The sequence below is a fragment of the Pseudoflavonifractor capillosus genome (assembly GCF_016899775.1).
In the GTDB taxonomy this organism is placed as follows: Bacteria; Bacillota; Clostridia; order Oscillospirales; family Oscillospiraceae; genus Lawsonibacter.
The window spans coordinates 112633-131072 of sequence record NZ_JACJJE010000001.1; the positions used below are offsets into that span (position 1 = coordinate 112633).

An 18440-nucleotide genomic window follows, 5' to 3' on the forward strand; every position below is an offset into this window, starting at 1 on the left:
GGGGGATCGAACTTAAAGACGAAAAGTGCCTGCACCGCCAATGCAGCGGCGCAGGCACTCGTCTTGATTAACCGTCACTACTTCTCTCTAAACCGCTGAAAAAGTCATCGTATTCGCATCCGTAAATTTGCCTGAGTTCAATCAAGACACTGGCACGAATATTCAACTGCCCAGCTTCGTATTTCGCATACGTGGTCCGACCGATGTCACACCCTCGTCGTTGTAGCTCTGCACACAATTTCTCCTGGGAGATATTGTGATCGAGACGTAGCCGTTTGAGATTGTCGCCCATGTTCCTGTCGCGCCTAATTTTCTGCTCCATCTTCCCGCCCCATATCATACTTGACCAGCATTGGTTGCAATCGAGATAAGTTTATGATATGCTGACGAAAAATATTGTCCGCGATATTGGTCAAGTTTGAGCTCTGCGCATATAAACTGCCTTATTGCGAGCGGAAGGAGGATGCAGGATGTTTCAGCAACCTGGAGACGATGGAGTCAAAGTGGAGGAGCGGACAATACATGGTATTCCTGTAACAGCGGTCGAAATAAAGACAGAGGATGGCGCCGAGAGCTTAGACAGGGCTGTTGGAAAGTACATAACAATTCAGACTGGTTTGCTTAGCTCAGAAACATTAGATTTGAAGGCTCTCGGTGAATGTGTATCTGAGGTTTTGGCGGAAGTACTATCAAGATATAAAGGCAACACGCTTTGTATTTGCGGTTTAGGGAATAGGGAGTTGGTGGCCGATTCACTTGGCCCTGATGTGATCAGGAATCTCTCGCTGAAGGTCTTTTCAGGGGTGGCTTCCCTGAATGGCCTCTTTAAGTCCGTCTGCTCATTTGTGCCAGGCACAGCTTGGACGAATAATTTGGATACTGAGCTCATGGTGAAAGGGATATTAAAAGAGGCAAATGCGAACTGCTTGCTCCTGATCGACTCTCTCGTAACCCGGAATCCTGAGCGACTGTGTCAATCTATCCAGGTTTCAACCGCAGGTGGAATGAATCCCTTTTTTGCAGGAAGGTCGATCGATTGGTCCTCACTGGGCGTGCCTGTTATCTCGATAGGAGTTCCTCTTGCAATCACGGCGGGTACCTTTATTCAAAGTGGAGTTCTCACGGGAGAAACCTTCACAACGCTCAACGCTCATCATGCAGTAGCTGCGTCGAGCTTCATCATCTCTTATGCGATCCTTCGTACATGCTGGCCTGACCTCACTACGCAAAATTGCATCGATTTCATACGGTTTAACCGAGATGTGATCCCCTATCCGGACAGGAATTTTGATGAAGATGATACCGGAGACAATGCTGTGCCCGATGAGACAACCTGACTCAAGTTTCGATGCGGCTTCACGATTTCGGAGTAGCAAAATAAACGTTTCCTAAAAGTGTATCAATCTCTGTTGTAAATCCTCACCTCCGAACGTATTCCTGAATACCAAAGAAAACGAAGGTTTATTCTAATACCGAGGAGAGGTTGTATGAGATATGGGTATTGCCGGATCTCCCGGCCTAAGCAGAGTATTGAGAGACAAATCCGAAACATCAAGGCCCAGTACCCGGATGCTGTCATCGTCCAAGAGGTCTTCACTAGGACGAGGATGGATCGGAGAGAATGGCAGAAGTTAATGAAGCGTGTGAAGGCCGGCGACACGATCATCTTTGACAGCGTCTCCAGAATGAGTGGAAACGCAGATGATGGCTTCGCAGCCTATGAGGATCTCTTTAACAGAGGCGTCAATCTGGTCTTTCTGAAGGAGCCGCACATCAATACGGACACCTATAAGAAGGCTTTGGAGAATAATGTGCAGCTCACTGGCAGCAATGTGGATTACATCCTCGAAGGGGTCAACCGCTATCTCATGGAACTGGCCAAGGAGCAGATCCGTCTTGCATTCGAGCAGTCTGAAAAAGAAGTCGAAGATCTTCATCAACGTACCAGAGAGGGAATCGAGACGGCCAGACTGAACGGGAAGCAGATTGGACGGAAAAAAGACACCAAGATCACCACGAAGAAGAGCCTCGCAGCCAAAGAAATCATCATGAAGCACTCCAAGGATTTTAATGGAACTCTCAAAGACGTGGATGTCATGCAGCTGGCTGGGCTATCAAGAAACACCTATTATAAATATAAGCGAGAATTGAAAGCATAGAGGTATCAATATACCTCACCCAAAACTCTGAATTTTTTTGACGATGTTTCCGAAAATCTACATCGCAATCGACATTGTTCTCTTGAAATAAGCTTCTTCATTTGCTACAATAACAGCGGACTGAATATTTTTGCCGATTTCGGTAAAGATATAAAGAGGGGTGCGCTATGCAAATCGAACGAAATGTATATCTGAATAAATTGATTGCTCGCAAGCACAACGGATTTGTGAAGGTCATCACTGGTATTCGCCGCTGTGGTAAATCCTATCTTTTGAATACACTGTTTTATCAGCATTTACTTGAAAGCGGTATAGAGGACAGTCATATCATCCGCTTCGCATTTGACTCAGCACAAAACCTCATGCTGATCGGTGAGGATCTAATGGAGATAGAAGAGGGAAAACGGAAAGTTGACCCGGAAAAATTCATGACCTACATTAACGATAAAATTGTTGATGATGGTATGTACTATCTCCTTTTAGATGAGGTACAAAATCTGGGATATTTTGAAGCCGTTTTGAACGGGTACCTTCGTAAGGACAATGTGGATGTCTATGTGACGGGGAGTAATTCCAAATTCCTCTCCAGCGATATCATCACGGAATTTGCTGGTCGCGGCGACGAAGTCCATGTTTTGCCACTGTCCTTCTCCGAATTCTTCAGCGTATACGATGGCTCCAAAGAAGAGGCATTTGATGACTACATGGTATATGGAGGACTCCCCTCTGTCGCTCTTATGCAGACCGAGGAACAGAAAGTTGCTTATTTGACCACCCAGATCACGAATGTCTACCTCAGGGATATCGTGAAACGGTATAACTTGCAATCGGATGAAGACATCGGGGAATTGCTGGATATCCTCGCTTCTGGTATCTCAACACTTGTGAACCCGAGGAAATTGGCGGGCACCTTCAAAAGTGTAAAGGGTTCTACAATAAGCGAAGTGACGGTCGCCAAATACATTGGCCATATGGCGGAATCCTTCCTGATCAGCAAGGCGAAACGCTATGATGTGAAAGGTAAGCACTATATTGACACGCCTTTCAAAGTGTACTTTGAAGACATTGGACTCCGAAATGCACGATTGAACTTCCGGCAAATCGAGCCATCGCACATTATGGAAAATATCATCTACAACGAACTTCGGTATCGGGGTTACAATGTGGATGTGGGCGTTGTTGAAGTTAGAGAGAAAAACTCTGAGGGGAGAGAGCAACGCAAGCAGCTGGAAATCGACTTTATTGCGAACCAGGGTAGCAGACGCTATTATATCCAGTCTGCCTATGAGATCCCAAGCAAAGAAAAGTGGGATCAGGAGACAAAATCTTTTGATAGGGCAAATGACTCATTTAAGAAAATTATTGTTGTTGAGAGGACAATGAAACCTCGCCGGGATGACAAAGGATACGTTACAATGGGCGTCAAGGAATTTTTGTTGAATGAAAATAGCTTAGAGTTGTAATGCCAGTGATCGACGCTCAGAGTATTGCTTTTTATTAGTTCGAAGAGACTAATTATACCGCTGATTAAACTACCGGGAGGCCGCATTCTGCGGCCTCCCATCAAATTATTGTGCTAATGCAGCTCGAATAAGAGTATTTTCTCGTGTGAAACTCGAAGAAGTTTTTAGAGTACTGGACTTTTTCTTGTCAGACTAATTCCTATATATAGGAATCGTTCATGTTCCTCTATTTTGGCTCTGACTTCTGGTAGGAGTAGTCTTGCCATATGTTTGTATCGCCGCTATAATTCAAAGTGAGAGAATTGCTCAAAATCCGCTCCAATGTCTACTGTTCTCTGGAGGCAAGGCCATGATAAAAGACGGACAATTCTACATCGACTTCCCGGAGCCTTATAAACGACGGGAATTGAATTCCAAGTACCGGGAGATCCCACTGAAAGATACGACTTCCCGGCAGTTGCGGAAGTACTTCAATGCGATGGCTAACCTATATGGGATCATTCCACTTCGGAAAGCATACGAGATCATATCTTCTCAAAGCCCCAAGCTGGTGACGCGGGACGAGTTCCTTGCCTTTGCGGAAATCGCCCGGCACGAGTGCGAGGACTACTATATCCTGGGTCTTGACCAACTCTATGTGGATGGGAAACTCAAAGATGTCCTGGACCGAGAGATCATAGATGTCTCGCTCATTGGAGATGGGTTGGACAGATACCATGCGCTCCTGAAAAGCCAGCAGGGAAAGCCCTACTATGTTCCATCGAAGGCAGAACTGCTGGCCTACGATGATGCCTTCTATTGTGAGCCGACAGAGGAAACAAATCAGATGCGGGAGTTCATAGAGACTCGGCTACAGTTGCCAGAGTGGAAAAAGTCTGAGGTTTTCGATGAACTCGTCTTCGGTATCCGCTGCGCTGATGCCGATTTCCCGCAGGTCCAGGAACGGCTCACGGCAATGGGTGTCCACTTTCCTCGTCGGAAGGACTTCCAAACCTTCATCGAACGATATCAGGCTTTCCACAACACCACCAGGATGCAGAGCAACCGTGGCTATACCCCCAATGAGCTTTTCGACCTCTTGCCGCGTGAGGAACAGATGCCCCAGACGCTGTCCTTCGGCCCGAATATCAAGAAGGCGCTTGCGGAAGGAAGTATGAATGCGGAGGAGCTGCGGCGAGGGATCATGGAGGCTGACCTACCCAATGAACAGCTGCGTCTGAGCCTTTTGCAGGAGCTGGCCAAGGCAGCTCCTGCAAAGCCGGTGGGAGAGAAGAAGCCGAAAATCGGCAGGAATGATCCGTGCCCTTGCGGGAGCGGCAAAAAATACAAGAAGTGCTGCGGTAGATAGATAATAGGTTTTTTCAAGGCCGGAGCGGTTTTACGTTGGATCTGGAGACATGAGGAAAAGCCCAGTACCTTGGAGGTGCTGGGCTTTTGCCATACCATGATGAGGAGAGGATTTGAATTGAAGATTGTCTCATGGAACTTGAATGGTCTTAGCTCTTGCAGTCAGAACAACTCCTTTGCCCCAATCGCGGATATTGGGCCGGATATACTCTGCCTGCAGGAGATCCGGACCCAGCAAGAGCCGCAGATCCTGCCGGGGTACCAGCACTGCTGGAATCACGGACAGCGAAATGGCTACGCGGGTACCGCTGTGCTCTACAAGAAAGAGCCGCTTTCTGTATCTTTCGGATTGGGCGATGATGATGCAGATGAAGAAGGCCGCACCATCATTTTAGAGTAAGCGAATCGAAGTGAAACTACTTTGACCTATACTGGAGACTCAACGCGCAAAAGAGTATGAAAACAGCACGGATTTGACTTCGCAATGAAGCCATATCCGTGCTGTTTTGCGTCATAGAATCATTTTAACCTGTAATAGCAAATGTTCTTCCCGGCGCCTTCCCGTTTCAGCTCCCCGGCAGCCACCAATTTCCGCAGCGCCCCCTCGATAGAGCTGATGCTGAGCGAAGGGCAGAGTTCCCGGATGTCCTGCTTCGTAAACCGCCCGATCTTTTCCATGGTAGCCCGGCGCACGGTCTCCAGGGCCGGAAGCTTTGTCTCTACCAGAGCAAAACGGTCCTCAAAGTCCTTGTAGGCGGAGAGGATGGTCCCCAGCAGATACTTGATGAAGGGCACCGTATCTTCAGTACCTTCATGCCATCCGATCTGCGCCTGACCCAGGACTTCATAATAGAGATCCTTATTTTTCGCGATCTTGGCCTCCAGTGAGATATATTTGCCCACATAGAACCCGCTGCGATAGAGCAGCAGCGTAGTCAGCAGACGGCTCATTCTTCCGTTTCCATCGTTGAATGGGTGGATGCAGAGGAAGTCGTGGATGAATACGGGAATAACGATCAGCGGCTCTACTTCCATGTTCCCGATGACCCGATTGTACTCCTCGCAGATCCTGTCCAGAGCCTCCGGTGTTTCATAGGGGGCCAAGGGGGTGAACAAGGTCTCCACATGGCCGTCGGGATAGGTGGCACTGATGTAATTCTGAACGTTTTTCGTCCTACCCGCCATGGGATTGTTCATGTGACTATAGAGGATCTTGTGGAGCTGCAGGATGTAATTCTGGGTGATGGGGATGGCATCGAAGTTCTCGTGGATGAGGTTCAGCACATCCCGGTAGCCGGCGATCTCCTGCTCGTCCCGGTTTCTCGGCATCGTTTTCTCCTCCACAAGCTGCCGGATGCGGGTGTTTGTGGTCACGATGCCCTCAATGGCATTGGATGCCTCGGTGCTCTGCACCTTTGCGATCTCCACCAGTTTCTCTAATTCCTCCGGCCGCTGTTTCAGACACAGCTCCTGTTTCCCAGCCTCCTTATAGATTGCCGCGACCAGCCCCAGGATATCCGAATCCCACTTCTGCTCCCGGATCGCGGAGTAATTGAATGTGCGCATAACCTTACGCCCCCTTTGTTCCCTTAAATTATAGCATATAATAAGGGAAAATACAACTCCTAAAGAAGATATTCCCTTAATAGTATTCCAAATTAAAGGGATACTATACGCCGGCAAGGGAAATTGATCGTGCTTCACTATACAGCCTCTCCGAATTTTCTCGACTTTCTCAATAATTCGTCCGAGAGCGCAAATGAATTGGGAAGACGCCGCCATGACGCGGCATCCTCCCAATTTCGTTTGAGGTGTATGCTCGGACTCAAATGCGCACCAGCAGGCCGATCAGACTCTCTGTCTTGATCCCGACCAGATACCAGTCCTTGTCCTTCTCAATTCTGGTAGGGAACCACCGGCCATTGATCAGCACCTCCAACTGCTCACCGCAATGCAGTCCGCCATGATAACGATTCAGTCCGTAGCGGATGTCCATGCGGTCGATCGCGGCATCGTACACCAGCGCGCCCATCTTCTTATTCAAGTTCAGATCCTCCTTCATTTGATTTGACCTTTTGGAAGTAGCCCTGATAGAACAGGTCATAGTCGGTCCATCTTGGATCTTCAAAGGTACGGCAGGCGTGCAGTTCCAGCGACTCCTGCAGGCGCTCTGCCTGCGTATGCCACCAACAGATATGGTCCTTCACATAGGCCAGAAGTGCCTGTTGTAATTCATCCTCACCGCTGGCATGGATCAGCCGTTGCATCGCTTCCTGCCATATAGGAAGCTCAATGTCTCCGAGGTCAGTCTGGACGCCCACACGATAGGTGTATTCCTTATCGCGCCCCGTTCCCGACAGACGGACGGCCCGGCCTGTACGGTAGTGGACCCTGAGGTCCCGAAACGTCACATCCGCAGGGATACCACTGATATTGTCTATGCAATTCTTCACGCCCATATTTTCTTGCCCCTTGGCACATCATCTGGCCAGACTCACTGCCCGCTCCGGAAAGCCGCCATCATATCGCTTAAATCCGGATTGGCCGGCGGCTCTCCGGGGGCGGTAGGAGCAAAGGTGAGCGAAATGCTCCCCTCCGCTGACATCTCCAATATCACTTCGCGGATCAGCTTCTTGATGGACTCCTTATCATACTCCTGCTCTGCGTCAGGGCAGCTCACAAAGTGGAGGATCGCATTCACTACGAGGTCCGTCATGTTCCGGGGCCTGGCCCGCAGGATCTCCAGCACCTTGCGGTGTCGGAAGTCGAATTCATTGAATTGCAGGGAGATACGCGGCCTGTGATTACTTGCTGCCATGGGCCGCCTCCTCACTCTTATAAAGGAGCAGGTACCCCTGCGCATTGGCGTGGATGTCATCGATAAAAATGGGGAACCCTACCTTGTCGCTGCGCTCGATGATGCTCCGCAGCAGCATGGACCCACCGCCCGCAAACACGCACTTGCTGACCTTCAGGTCGATGCCGCGCTCACCCAAGAAGTTACACAGCTCCGTGAGGAATTGGTTGGCCATCTTCCGAATCAGGATCTGCACCTCACCCGGGAGGATCGTCGGCTCCCCGCGAATCACTTCATCAATGTCGCAGTCCTCCAGATGGAGGGCAAATTGGGAATTGCACTGGCTGGCAATGCTGTTATAGAGGGTGATTACGCCCTGCTCAAAACTCTCCACCACCGCCAAGTCCGGCTTCCCATATCGGAGCTTCAGAACATCGACGGTATAGCCACCGATGTCGATGATATAGGATGCGGCGTGCTTCTTGAGTTCCCCATATTTTGTGACCGCAGCGGCCAGGGCCTGGGTGTAGCTGACAACCTTGGTGATCCGGATCGAGTAGTAGCGGCCGTTGTACTCGAAATCGACCACTTCCCGCTTTCGGAGGAAGTACTGCTCGAACCGGCTATACAGCTGGCCATAGTGCGCGGGCGGCAGACCGACCAGGAGCGTGATGTCAAGTTCCTCATCCGGCTCCATGATCCCATCCAGCTCCAGCTCTTTGGCGATGGCAAAAAGCGTGAGCACATAGAATCGATCGTCCTCCGTCTTGTCCCGCAGGTACGAGATTCGCTTCTCTGTCAGCGTGTAATATTTACCGTTCCAGAAAATACAGTCCGTCTTAATGCCGGGCCTGGTATCCGACTCGATCAGTCCGGACGTGAAGAGCAGCCGTGGTGTCTTGATGGATTTATTGCCGTGATCCACAGAAATAATCATGGGATGACCCCTCCTATCTTTTTACTCTACTATTGTTTACGTATATCGTAGTTCTTTGACAACACAAAACTTGGAGAAGGCGGCCAGCCAATGCGCTGGCCGCCTCTCACATAACCTTTATTCCTTCAGAAGGCGCCGCAGGTGCAGGAAACTGCCTTGGATCGAACGATAAATCACGGAGGGATTTCTTCCCTCTACGCGAGCAATTTGGGTATAGTTCATATCTTCCATCAGCATTTGAATACGGCGCCGCTGAAGCGGGGTCAGCTGGGAGATTGCCTCATAAAGGCGGATGCATTCCTCCTTGCGAATCAGTTCCTCCTGAATTGGATCACTCTCTCCGGTGCGCATTCCCGTCTCATATTCATCAAGGGAAAATCTGCTTCGGTGATAAGCAGTCCTTTTCCTGAGTCGATCCTCCTCACGACGGATATCACGCAGCGCCTCGTACACCTCATCATTGACCGGAACATAATGGATCTTACCGAAGTAGTCTTTAATTTTGACTGTTTTCATGTTTTTCCTCCAAAACTGTTCGATTTTTGACCAACTCGAACAGCATGGAGGCGGGCCTCTCGCCCGATATGGACTGCAGGACATAGACTATGCTCCCAACTCTGGGCAGCAAAAAAGCCGGGCCGCTGCACGATCGCAGCAGTCCGGCTCTTTGCCCCGTATTGGCTGGGAAGGGCATAAAAAATGGCCCCTCGGATCACTCCGAGGAGCCTATATGCCTTCCAGCATAGTCAATTATACAAGGTCAGATTTTCGTTATCAATGCCAGTCAGCTCCCATTATCTTGCCGGAAAAGTTCTCATTTCAGTACCAGTTGACTGCCACTTTGTCTCCCACTTGACTCCCACCTCCATGTCCGGCGGCATCTCCGTTGTATTCCTTTCTCAAGTCCTCCTTGAGGATCAGATCGGGAATGACCACGCACCAGAGGTAGGCAGCGTACATTCGAACCGCACGCTTGATGTGCCGGTAGTAGGAAGAAGAGGACATCCCGAGTGCGAGGAAGGCATCCTCATTGGAGCGGCAGTAGGCATCAAAGTAGCGGGTGGAGAGGAGCTTGTAGTAAAGGTCTCCATGCCTGGGGTCTTCCTTCATCAAGAGAAGGGCAGACTCCAGGATGGAGAGCAGTTCCATGGAATGGCCCATGTCAGAGAGCCGCTCTGCGATCCTTTTCCGATCTGCATCCCGATCATAGTCGATTGCCAGATTGATGAAGTCGGAGATCGTCTGGCGCCGTCCCTCATAGCACTCCTCGCCCAATTCCTCTAGCCGATGTGCGGCGCTACGCAGTGTAGGTGCGTAGACATGCAGCAGCATTTCCGTCTTCTCCACCTCTTCTTCTGTCACATTCTGAGTGATGTCTAACTTTCTCAGATAGCTGGCGAATTTATCCAATGCGAATCCCTCCAATCAGTGGTAGAAGTTAAAGGCACTGACGATCACGTAATCAGCCTCATCCGCATTTCCCAACACGCGCATGGAGCCCTCGGCAGTCTCGGTGGAGCCGAGCCGGAAGATATAGACAGCCGGCTTGCCCTGATTCATCTTGATGACCAAGTCGCCGTCATGCGGCTCGATCCCATGGCACAGAGCAGCAAGCTTCCGTCTGTGATCCCATAGTCGAGATAGTGCCGGCCAAAGCTGTTAAAGAGCATAACATCACCGGCAAGCCGACCGGTGAAGCCCTTTATCATCACTGTCTGGTCAGACTCGTCCATCAAAATAGGATGGTCCACCCGACCTACATAATTCACATGATCTGTCATTGATTCTCACTCCTCACTGATACATAACAGCCGGCATTTTATATTCTACTTCTCTGTGGGATGGGATCTTCAAAGAGTCACCCAGGGAGGCAAAGTTGATCGCCCTTATGCCAAAGCGTCTGCGGATATCCTCTACTGTACGCTCCAAATCCAATTTCCTTTTGTGCCTGGCGAAGTCTGTCCAGAGATCCAGCTGGATAGGCGTATCTGACGGTACCAGGTCGATCGCGCTGATGGTGAGGGATCGGACAGGGTGGTCCCAACCATACCTGCGATGAAACAGCTTCGAGCCTGCCTCGGCCAATTCCAGAAAACTCTGCGTGGGGAAGGGCATCCGCGCTTGGTATTCGCGATGGTTCAGGGTACAGTCCCGCACATAGATACGGACGCCGGTCGCGGCCAAATGATGTTTGCGCAGTTTCTTGCCGACCTCTTGACTGAGTTCCAACAGGACTTGCCGCACCTCATATTCTGTGGCCAAATCCGCAGTGCAGGTGATCCCATGCCCGATGCTTTTGACGGGCGGCTCATAATCGCACGGCATCACACGCGAGGTGTCCTTGCCATTGGCGTAGATCCAGAGCTTTAGGCCGTTCCGCCCAAGTACCCGCTGCAGGAATTCCGGTTCTGCTTTCGCCAAGGCGCCGATCGTATGGATGCCATATCGGGCAAGCTTGTCCGTAGTGGCGCGGCCAACGTAGAGAAGATCCGATACAGGGAGGGGCCAGACCTGGTCGCGGAATGTGTCTTCCCAGATCTCTGTCACAGCGTCCGGTTTCTTCATATCGGAGCCTAGCTTTGCGAAGACTTTGTTGAAACTGACTCCGATGGAAACCGTGAGTCCTGTCTCCGCCTTCACCGTCTCCCGGATCTCATTGGCCACATCGACCGGCCGCCGCTTCTCCAGCAGAGGAGACCCCGTCATCTCGATCCAGCTCTCATCGATGCCAAACGCCTCCACTTCGGGAGAGTACCGCAGATAGATTGCCCGCACGATTTTGGAAAATTTCAAATATTGCTCCATATGTGGCGGGACGATGGTCAGCTGCGGACATTTCTGTTTTGCCTCCCAAATCACATCACCTGTCTTGACGCCACATTTCTTGGCCAGCTGGTTCTTCGCCAATACGATTCCATGCCGATCTTCTGTACTGCCACAGACAGCAAGATACTTCCCCCTCAGTTCCGGGTGCAACACACACTCAATACTGGCATAGCAGTTATTGAGGTCGCTGTGGAACACAACCCGATTGCACATAGTCCTGCCCTCGCTTTCATCTCGTTAGAAGTTCTATAAAATTCCTTTACATTCCACTTGACAACGTATGAACTTCCATTTATAATGCAATCAAGTTCTATATCATTCCACAAAAGTTCTATAAAGTTCTATTCATACAATAGCAGGTATCAAGGGCCCTGTCAATAGAACTTTTGAGAAAATGGCTCGTTAATACCTGCAGAAAGAGGATGAAGCGATGAAGACATTTGGCGAGAAGATCCGAGAGAGCAGAGCCAGGAAGAATTTGACTCAAGCGGAGCTGGCGGAGAAATCTGGGCTCACCATCCGCACGGTATCGAAATATGAGACAGATTCCGTAGTTCCCCGTGGCCGCAACCTGTATAAGCTGGCGGAAGTGCTGGGTGTTTCTGAGGCGTATCTCTCCCGTCCCGATGTGGAGGACCCTTCCTATGGATTGGATGAAGCACCTTATCTCAATGCCGTGCGCATGAGGCACGGTCAGAAAGGAGCCGGTGAGCTGGAGGATCTTCTTGACGGCGTCAAGACGATGTTCGCCGGCGGCGAGGTCCCACAGGAGGACAAGGACCAGTTCTTCCAGGCAGTGATGCAGGCGTACCTGGCATGTAAGGAAGATGCCCACAACAAATTCACGCCCAAGAAATACCGCGATTGACCACACTCGATTCAGCCCGGTAAATGTAGTACGGATTATGGGACTCCTGCGTTGCTACTATGACGCATATAAAGGGAGTCCAGCTCTATTTTGAATCGAGGTGATGGAGATGCGGGCAGAAAATATCAAGCGAGAAGTCGCTCGCTTAAAGAGCAAATATAAGACATCTGATGCGAGGGAATTGTGTGAGGCAATGGGAATCCGCGTTTCCAGACAACCGATGGGTTGCCATGCCGGGTCGTGTAAGGGCTTCCTTATGATCCACAGCAGATGTAAAATCGCCGTGGTCAACAGCGAGTTGGATGACCAGGTACAGCGGGTTATCCTCGCTCACGAGCTGGCGCATGGTATTTTACATGCGGATAGTAAGATCCGCACATTCCACGAGTTGTCCTATCTGGATGACAGGGACTTTATGGAGCGGGAAGCCAATATTTTCGCGGCGGAGTTCCTGGTTGATGACACAGATCTGATCGATACACTCCAGAACCATACAGATTTCTTCTCTGTGGCGAGTTCGCTGAATGTCCCGCCGGAACTGCTGGACTTCAAACTGCGACTGCTTGAAAAGAGTGACGACCGGTTCCAGGCCCCATATCTTGCGCAGTCTGATTTTCTGCGGCGAGACATCAGTAAGCCGCTCTGCTAAGGCTATGGACGCGGGGGCGGAGTATAAAGCGTATGTGGCGGTCTCAGTCCAATTCAATGAGGATGGTGTCATGTTGCCCCGTGCGCTTACCTGGGAGAATGGAATAACATATGAAATAGATCGAGTCCTCGATATCCGGCCGTCATATGCGGCGAAGGCCGGTGGGCAAGGTGATCGCTATACTGTCATGATGCGTGGACAACGGCGCTTCCTTTACTTTGAGAGGACGGCCAATTTAACTGGAAATATCATCGGCCGCTGGTTTGTGGAACGGAAGATACCGACAAGGTGATAAGAATGAGGATAGATACAAATTGCGTTTGCTGGCAGGATTCGATTGGCCGGATTATCTCTTTTCATGAAGTTGAAGGCCTGGAGCCAAAGGAATTCTCATCACGAGAGAGTATGCTGGATTATGTACTTTCCACGTTGGAGCGTGGCTATCGGATACAGTAACCAGGGGGCATATATGGAAATGACAGACACGGAAAGGCTGCAGTGGATATACTCGGCGCTCCAAGAGCGTGGCTATGCCCCAATCAATCAGATTGTCTGTTTCCTGTTAACAGGTGATCCGACCTATATTACAAATCACAATGGCGCAAGATCACTGGCAGGTCGGATCAATCGTGCAGAACTTCTGTCTGAAATCGTGGCAGATTATATGCGGGCTCTGACTGGGGATGCAGAATAAAAACGACGCCCTACAATCCCAAAAGATTGTAGGGCGTCGTTCTCTATTTTTTGGGCAATGTTTATCAAGCCTTACTCCGTATACAAATTTTTCCCGAAAACGAACGCTTTAATCTTAGATGATAACGTTCCAAAAGTAGAGAGAAAAGGCAAGCACAATGCAGTCCGCCGATTTGACTTTCGGTACCAAATCATTGAAGGTATCTTTTTGGACGCAGGGTTTCCCTTACCTGCAGGCGTTGCAGTCCAAACAGCCTTTCTCCTCGTTTTTGAGCAGAGAGACTACATCTACAGTGTGGCCGGCGACCTCGGCACCTCGGACAAAGTGATGCATGAGTTGGGCGGTGTTGCCATTGGGGCGACCACCACCTTGTACGACTTGGATTTGTTTACTCATGAGATTTCCACCAATTGTCTTGATCCAAAGCAGAATTTGTGGAGATAGATAGGAAAAGTATCTTACGGGGTGTGACCAAACGGTAGGGGATTCATTTCAACGCTTTTTTCTTTTGGGCAACATTTCCTCGCCCTCCAGCCAAATACCGTCACGGCTGACGTGGGTATTGACGAGTCGGAAACCGACTACTTTGGAAAGCACTGGCAGGGCGTCAAAGTCAGATAGCGTAAAACACGAATCATCTGGTGCATCGTCCGGGTAGTAGTTGATCCTCCAATAATAGTGGTCAATGACTTCGATGTCAAAATCTTCGCCATTTGTAAAGCAGCATCTTTCCAGCAGATGCTCCATCTCCTCAAATGTGTAGAAAGCGGCCTGTATCTTCTTCATTTCTGCTCACTTTCTACTACCAGGTACTCAAACAAATCATTCTTCGGTGCATATGGCCGGTCTACCACAGCCTGCACAGAGTAGCGATGATCGTCAAGTCGTTCATAGTCGTAGATGTCAATATTGCAGCCGTTGTAGTCAGGATTTACAGAGAGGTCATCCCGAATCGACTGGGAGATCTGATCGAAAACCGCATTGATCCCAGCCCCAAATTCAACACCTATGATTTCGCCTGTTTCACTATCCTCGGTCTCACGATAGGTGACATACTTGAACAGCCGGCTGGACGTTTCCTTATGAGGTTCCTCTGCCGGTGCCGCATGAGAGACCTCAGCCATGTCTTCGGCTTTCAGCAATCTTTGCTCGCGTGCCCACTGCCCTGCCTCTTTGATACGGGCTTCACAGTAAAATCTGGGATCAATTTGAAGCGCATAACAGACGTTCAGCCCAATTCGGAAAGAAGTGCTGTCCAGGCTTCGCTCCCCACTCTCCAGACGTTGGTACTGTCGGATTAGGATTCCTGCCTTATCAGCTACCTGCTGCTGCGTGAGCCCCAACGCTTCACGCTGCTTGGCGAACTCCGCACCTGGTCCGAGGACGGTGATCATCTCTCCAAAACCAGGGACGAAATCACTTTCTTCCTCAAACAGGAAGCCAAATTCAGCGGGATAGAAATGATTCATCATAAACCTCCTTACGTCCAGTTGGACGTGATATGTATATGATACGTCCAGCTGGACGTATTGTCAAGAGGGAAAATCGAAATGCAGGGAATTGAAGTACTTTTCGGTATGCTTGCCGCCTTAACCGCTTCATGCTAAGATTGCCGTGTACTTATTAGATAATCTTCTCCCGTTGGGAACCTGAGTAAGCAGTGATGCGTGAGCGGTTATGCTCATGGACTGAATAGGTGGCCGAACGAAAAATAGCCACCAACTATTTGCGCTTTGATTTGTGACACTACAAATCGAAGTGCTCTTTTTTTGTCCAAATTCCGCTTCTGCGGGTTTGAAAAATCATTTTGAAAGGCGGTAAAAACCAATGACGGAAAGAAACATCTACGCAGACAACTACAGTTGTTCCTTCAGTGATCCAAGCGAGTTTTTGAATTTCTTGAAGGAACGTCAGGACAACAGCCAGTGGATGGTGACACCCTCCAGAAACATCGTGTTTGAGTCGCTTGAGAAGGATACTCCGATGGGGGATCTCTATCTCAAGCTGTATGAACACGAGGGCAGGGCGGAGATCATCGCAGACACCATGGAAAACACCAATCTGCTCCTTAAAGTCAATGGGGAAACCTATCCCGTCCGCTCCTGCGCGATCAAGACGATCCTGGAGCGTGCCCGGATCTCCGGCCATGCGCTGAACAAAGTCTCAAAGAAGGTTTTCACCAGGATCTTGAACTACTGTATGGATGTCGCGGCGGGAGAAAGCCTCATCAAGGTAGCGGATGAGAAAGTATCTGCTGTCCATGGCGGTGACCCTAAGGACTATGCTGTGCTGGAGATCCTGCCCCTGGTCCAGTGTGTTCAAACTGTCCTGGACAGGGACTTCCCCGGCAACCACTTCCTGACGGCGAATTTTGACCATTCGATCGTCACAGCGATTTGGACGCTGGACGGGCAGACCAACGAACTGCTGGATACCTACCATGCTGCGGTTACGGCAAAAGGTATCCGCAATGCCTATTCCATGCGCCCTGGCCTTCGGTTCACGACCTCCGATGTTGGGGTCAGCGGAGCAAACCTCTATCCGATCCTTCTGACCGGTGGCAGTGACCGTATCATTCCCCTCGGCGATCCTCTAAAGTTGGAGCACAAATGCGGCGCTGACTTGGAGGCATTCAAGACTGGGATGGACTGCTTATATGCCAAGTTTAAGGAGTCCATTGAGAGTCAGCAGAAGCTGCTGGAAATCGATATCCGGTACCCCTACACGACGCTGCTTGGCGTGCTGAAGCGGATCGGAGCTCCGAAACGGATCAGCTATGAGGTGGCAGACCTATTCTCCGCCCAGAATGGCAACGATCCGTGTACGGCATACCACCTGTATCTGGCCATGTCTGATGTGATCTTCGAAGCGCAGTGTGAAGGTGCCAGCGGCACCAGGATCGCACAGCTGGAGGAGATCATCGCTCGTGCCCTGCACATCAATTGGCACGAATTTGATCGGCCTGGCGACTTCAAGTGGTGATGGTCATGGAAATGGAGAGAAGCTTCGAGGTGAACACACCTCTTGGTAAGCTGAAAGTCTATGCAAAGCAGGAGGACGATGTTCCCGAGAATTTTCCGGGCGTCTACATCGACCTAATTCCTGCAGAAAGTGATGACACGATACTCCTGACCTGCGTCGAGTACGAGTCCACAAAGCAGGTGATCCAAACCTGTGTCTACGGCGACGGCTTGACCGATGAGCCAACGAATGTCGTGGAACATCAGAATTTGACCGAAGAGGAGGACAATCGATGACCTGGTTTAGAATCCCTATGGTTTGGCAAATGTACGGACGCCTCGATGTGGAGGCAGACTCACTGCAAGAGGCGATCGAGTATGCGCTTGGGCCTGAGTCTCCACTACCTGAAGGCAGCTATCTGGACGATTCTGTAGAAATCGATGAAACCGTGTATGAGCTCAACTCTGCACGTGAAAGTGCGCCTGAAAATGCGCAAAGAGATGCCAATGGATCGTCTGAGGCAAATGACGATCTTGCATTTTAATGGAGGCTGAAGGAAATGAGTGAGTCGAAATTGATGAAGCCCCTGTTTCAAGGCTGTCACTTCAATAAGAATGGCACCAAAATGCGGGCTGTTTTCTGCTATGAGGTCTCCAACGGTAAGGAGACCTACAGGTTATGGAGATCTGCCGGGAAGCCGGATGTCACCTATCCGCATGCAGAAAATGATGCCTATTGGCTCCATATTGAACTCAATGGGTATCTTGTCCCCTTAGGACAGTCTGAGTATGATCTCATCCATAGTTCCGGGAAAAAGCCTGCATACCAGAAACTCTATGGCAGTTTGAAAGCACGTGAAGAACAGCGGGAACAGGCACTCACAGGCTCTGGTCCTACACTTCACGAGCTCTATTCTAAGGAAATGGATGAAATCGAGCGCATGGGCGCTAAGCCGGAATACCAGGCAGATTACATCAGCACTTGGCTGGACGAAAGAGTCAAGAAATATCAAGATGCTAAAGCCAATGGTGGCGAGTCAGCTCCGGATTACATCGGAGCACTTGTTCTCCAGGAACTTGACCAGTGTGCATCTCTCTTTGCCGTCTATCGGGACCACTATGAGCGGAGCAGGCAGGAGCGTATTGCCGCCGCCCAGAGGGAACGAGACGAACGGGGTATGGAAGTCAACCGCCAATTGGAAAATGCCGTTGCGGATGCAGAGAAGAAACTGATAGACGGCGGCATGATCGACAATGTCAAGATCGAAGTCTATCAGAGTGGTCGAGGAAGCAGGTGGACCCATTTGATCAGCTACCTCCTGGAAAAGTACAACATTGCCGTTCCGATTCGGACCTTGGGCTGGATCAACAACAACCTAACAAGGGTAACGATTATGGAGGCAAATAAAATCCAGGTTTCCCACCTGCAGGCATCTGGCAGCAGATCTAAGGGGTCTGAAAAGGTGTTCAACTGCTTATACCAGTTGATTGATGCGATCAAGCAACAGCAAAGCAGTGACGCCGGTACTGCATCAGAAGTCTGAAAAGGTGGGATCTTCCGCTCAGAAATGAGCCGCAGAATTGATCGTGCCAAACAATGATTAAAATGAGGAGGGCTAAAAATGCCGAATTGGGCGTATGGACACACTGATATTACTGGAACAAAGGCCGCAATCCTTTCCTTTGTGAACCGCTACATCTTCCCAGATGAGCCCACAACGATCGACGGGGTGAGTATTT

At 50.1% G+C, this 18440-nt stretch carries 25 protein-coding genes and 1 pseudogene; 13 read left to right on the forward strand and 13 right to left on the reverse strand.

All coding sequences use genetic code 11. From position 1 onward, the window contains the following. Nucleotides 1-67: 67 nt before the first annotated feature. On the reverse strand, nt 68-340 hold the full coding sequence (locus H6B31_RS00515; RefSeq protein ID WP_346014015.1) for a helix-turn-helix domain-containing protein: 273 nt from the start codon (nt 338-340) through the stop codon (nt 68-70). A 130-nt stretch (nt 341-470) separates the two neighbouring features. Here H6B31_RS00515 and gpr point away from each other — a divergent pair, with 130 nt between their 5' ends. The 5 genes and pseudogenes from gpr (at nt 471) to H6B31_RS00540 (ending at nt 5369) form a co-directional block, all read left to right on the forward strand. Continuing rightward, nucleotides 471-1337, forward strand: a complete 867-nt coding sequence (gene gpr / locus H6B31_RS00520; RefSeq protein ID WP_204896722.1) for a GPR endopeptidase — start codon at nt 471-473, stop codon at nt 1335-1337. Between the two features lie 150 nt (nt 1338-1487). Next, complete coding sequence (locus tag H6B31_RS00525) at nt 1488-2159, forward strand: recombinase family protein (protein ID WP_204896723.1); 672 nt, start codon at nt 1488-1490, stop codon at nt 2157-2159. 167 nt (nt 2160-2326) lie between these two features. Beyond that, entirely contained in the window at nt 2327-3622 is a 1296-nt protein-coding gene (locus H6B31_RS00530; protein WP_204896724.1) for an ATP-binding protein, read from the forward strand. A gap of 1276 nt (nt 3623-4898) precedes the next feature. Then, nucleotides 4899-4970 (forward strand): annotated as a pseudogene (locus tag H6B31_RS17785) (SEC-C metal-binding domain-containing protein); the annotation flags it as partial. Nucleotides 4971-5045: 75 nt separating this feature from the next. Next, nucleotides 5046-5369 (forward strand): endonuclease/exonuclease/phosphatase family protein, encoded by a 324-nt coding sequence (locus tag H6B31_RS00540; RefSeq protein WP_338111915.1) that lies wholly within the window; start codon nt 5046-5048, stop codon nt 5367-5369. A 119-nt stretch (nt 5370-5488) separates the two neighbouring features. Here the strand turns inward: H6B31_RS00540 and H6B31_RS00545 are convergent, their stop codons facing one another. The 10 genes from H6B31_RS00545 to H6B31_RS00590 all read right to left on the reverse strand — a co-directional run bounded on the left by H6B31_RS00545 (nt 5489) and on the right by H6B31_RS00590 (nt 11742). Continuing rightward, the gene (locus H6B31_RS00545) at nt 5489-6535 is read right to left on the reverse strand and encodes a Fic family protein (RefSeq protein WP_195607942.1); all 1047 of its coding nucleotides are present in this window, start codon (nt 6533-6535) and stop codon (nt 5489-5491) included. Nucleotides 6536-6794: 259 nt separating this feature from the next. Then, nucleotides 6795-7013, reverse strand: coding sequence for a DUF5348 domain-containing protein (locus tag H6B31_RS00550; protein WP_423786026.1), 219 nt, complete (start codon nt 7011-7013; stop codon nt 6795-6797). Beyond that, on the reverse strand, nt 7006-7428 hold the full coding sequence (locus tag H6B31_RS00555) for a hypothetical protein (RefSeq protein ID WP_195607940.1): 423 nt from the start codon (nt 7426-7428) through the stop codon (nt 7006-7008). The genes H6B31_RS00550 and H6B31_RS00555 overlap by 8 nt, the downstream gene beginning before the upstream one ends. A gap of 35 nt (nt 7429-7463) precedes the next feature. Beyond that, nucleotides 7464-7787: a hypothetical protein gene (locus tag H6B31_RS00560; protein ID WP_204801806.1), complete on the reverse strand. Its 324-nt coding sequence runs from the start codon at nt 7785-7787 to the stop codon at nt 7464-7466. Continuing rightward, nucleotides 7774-8703 carry a ParM/StbA family protein gene (locus H6B31_RS00565; RefSeq protein ID WP_204801804.1) on the reverse strand — a complete coding sequence of 310 codons (930 nt, stop codon included), beginning with the start codon at nt 8701-8703 and terminating at the stop codon, nt 7774-7776. Before H6B31_RS00565 ends, H6B31_RS00560 begins: the two co-directional genes overlap by 14 nt. 117 nt (nt 8704-8820) lie before the next feature. Further along, nucleotides 8821-9219, reverse strand: coding sequence for an RNA polymerase sigma factor (locus tag H6B31_RS00570; RefSeq protein ID WP_195607937.1), 399 nt, complete (start codon nt 9217-9219; stop codon nt 8821-8823). 303 nt (nt 9220-9522) lie between these two features. Then, nucleotides 9523-10113 carry a hypothetical protein gene (locus tag H6B31_RS00575; RefSeq protein WP_195607936.1) on the reverse strand — a complete coding sequence of 197 codons (591 nt, stop codon included), beginning with the start codon at nt 10111-10113 and terminating at the stop codon, nt 9523-9525. A gap of 15 nt (nt 10114-10128) precedes the next feature. Next, nucleotides 10129-10275, reverse strand: coding sequence for a hypothetical protein (locus tag H6B31_RS00580; RefSeq protein WP_204801802.1), 147 nt, complete (start codon nt 10273-10275; stop codon nt 10129-10131). Next, the gene (locus tag H6B31_RS00585) at nt 10260-10484 is read right to left on the reverse strand and encodes a hypothetical protein (RefSeq protein WP_204801800.1); all 225 of its coding nucleotides are present in this window, start codon (nt 10482-10484) and stop codon (nt 10260-10262) included. The genes H6B31_RS00580 and H6B31_RS00585 overlap by 16 nt, the downstream gene beginning before the upstream one ends. 13 nt (nt 10485-10497) lie before the next feature. Next, nucleotides 10498-11742, reverse strand: coding sequence for a DNA polymerase Y family protein (locus H6B31_RS00590; protein WP_204896725.1), 1245 nt, complete (start codon nt 11740-11742; stop codon nt 10498-10500). Nucleotides 11743-11959: 217 nt separating this feature from the next. On the opposite strand from H6B31_RS00590, the gene H6B31_RS00595 reads away from it, so the two are divergent. The 4 genes from H6B31_RS00595 to H6B31_RS00610 all read left to right on the forward strand — a co-directional run bounded on the left by H6B31_RS00595 (nt 11960) and on the right by H6B31_RS00610 (nt 14184). Further along, nucleotides 11960-12397, forward strand: coding sequence for a helix-turn-helix domain-containing protein (locus H6B31_RS00595; RefSeq protein ID WP_204896726.1), 438 nt, complete (start codon nt 11960-11962; stop codon nt 12395-12397). A 103-nt stretch (nt 12398-12500) separates the two neighbouring features. Next, nucleotides 12501-13046, forward strand: coding sequence for an ImmA/IrrE family metallo-endopeptidase (locus H6B31_RS00600; protein ID WP_243418779.1), 546 nt, complete (start codon nt 12501-12503; stop codon nt 13044-13046). Nucleotides 13047-13521: 475 nt separating this feature from the next. Next, nucleotides 13522-13740: an IreB family regulatory phosphoprotein gene (locus H6B31_RS00605; protein WP_204896769.1), complete on the forward strand. Its 219-nt coding sequence runs from the start codon at nt 13522-13524 to the stop codon at nt 13738-13740. A 57-nt stretch (nt 13741-13797) separates the two neighbouring features. Then, nucleotides 13798-14184: a hypothetical protein gene (locus tag H6B31_RS00610; protein WP_204896728.1), complete on the forward strand. Its 387-nt coding sequence runs from the start codon at nt 13798-13800 to the stop codon at nt 14182-14184. Between the two features lie 48 nt (nt 14185-14232). Here H6B31_RS00610 and H6B31_RS00615 read toward each other — a convergent pair whose 3' ends face one another. After that, complete coding sequence (locus H6B31_RS00615; protein WP_204896729.1) at nt 14233-14526, reverse strand: hypothetical protein; 294 nt, start codon at nt 14524-14526, stop codon at nt 14233-14235. Further along, nucleotides 14523-15209, reverse strand: coding sequence for a helix-turn-helix domain-containing protein (locus H6B31_RS00620; RefSeq protein ID WP_204896730.1), 687 nt, complete (start codon nt 15207-15209; stop codon nt 14523-14525). Before H6B31_RS00620 ends, H6B31_RS00615 begins: the two co-directional genes overlap by 4 nt. Before the next feature lie 358 nt (nt 15210-15567). Here H6B31_RS00620 and H6B31_RS00625 point away from each other — a divergent pair, with 358 nt between their 5' ends. Genes H6B31_RS00625 through H6B31_RS00640 form a run of 4 tightly spaced genes read left to right on the forward strand, consistent with a single transcriptional unit; the run spans nt 15568 to nt 18244 of the window. Next, a complete protein-coding gene (locus H6B31_RS00625) occupies nt 15568-16722 on the forward strand; it encodes a transposase (RefSeq protein ID WP_204896731.1) in 1155 nt (384 codons plus the stop codon). Nucleotides 16723-16727: 5 nt separating this feature from the next. After that, a complete protein-coding gene (locus H6B31_RS00630) occupies nt 16728-16997 on the forward strand; it encodes a hypothetical protein (RefSeq protein WP_204896732.1) in 270 nt (89 codons plus the stop codon). Continuing rightward, nucleotides 16994-17245 carry a hypothetical protein gene (locus H6B31_RS00635; RefSeq protein ID WP_204896733.1) on the forward strand — a complete coding sequence of 84 codons (252 nt, stop codon included), beginning with the start codon at nt 16994-16996 and terminating at the stop codon, nt 17243-17245. The genes H6B31_RS00630 and H6B31_RS00635 overlap by 4 nt, the downstream gene beginning before the upstream one ends. Before the next feature lie 15 nt (nt 17246-17260). Continuing rightward, nucleotides 17261-18244: a hypothetical protein gene (locus H6B31_RS00640; RefSeq protein ID WP_204896734.1), complete on the forward strand. Its 984-nt coding sequence runs from the start codon at nt 17261-17263 to the stop codon at nt 18242-18244. Nucleotides 18245-18440: the final 196 nt, after the last annotated feature.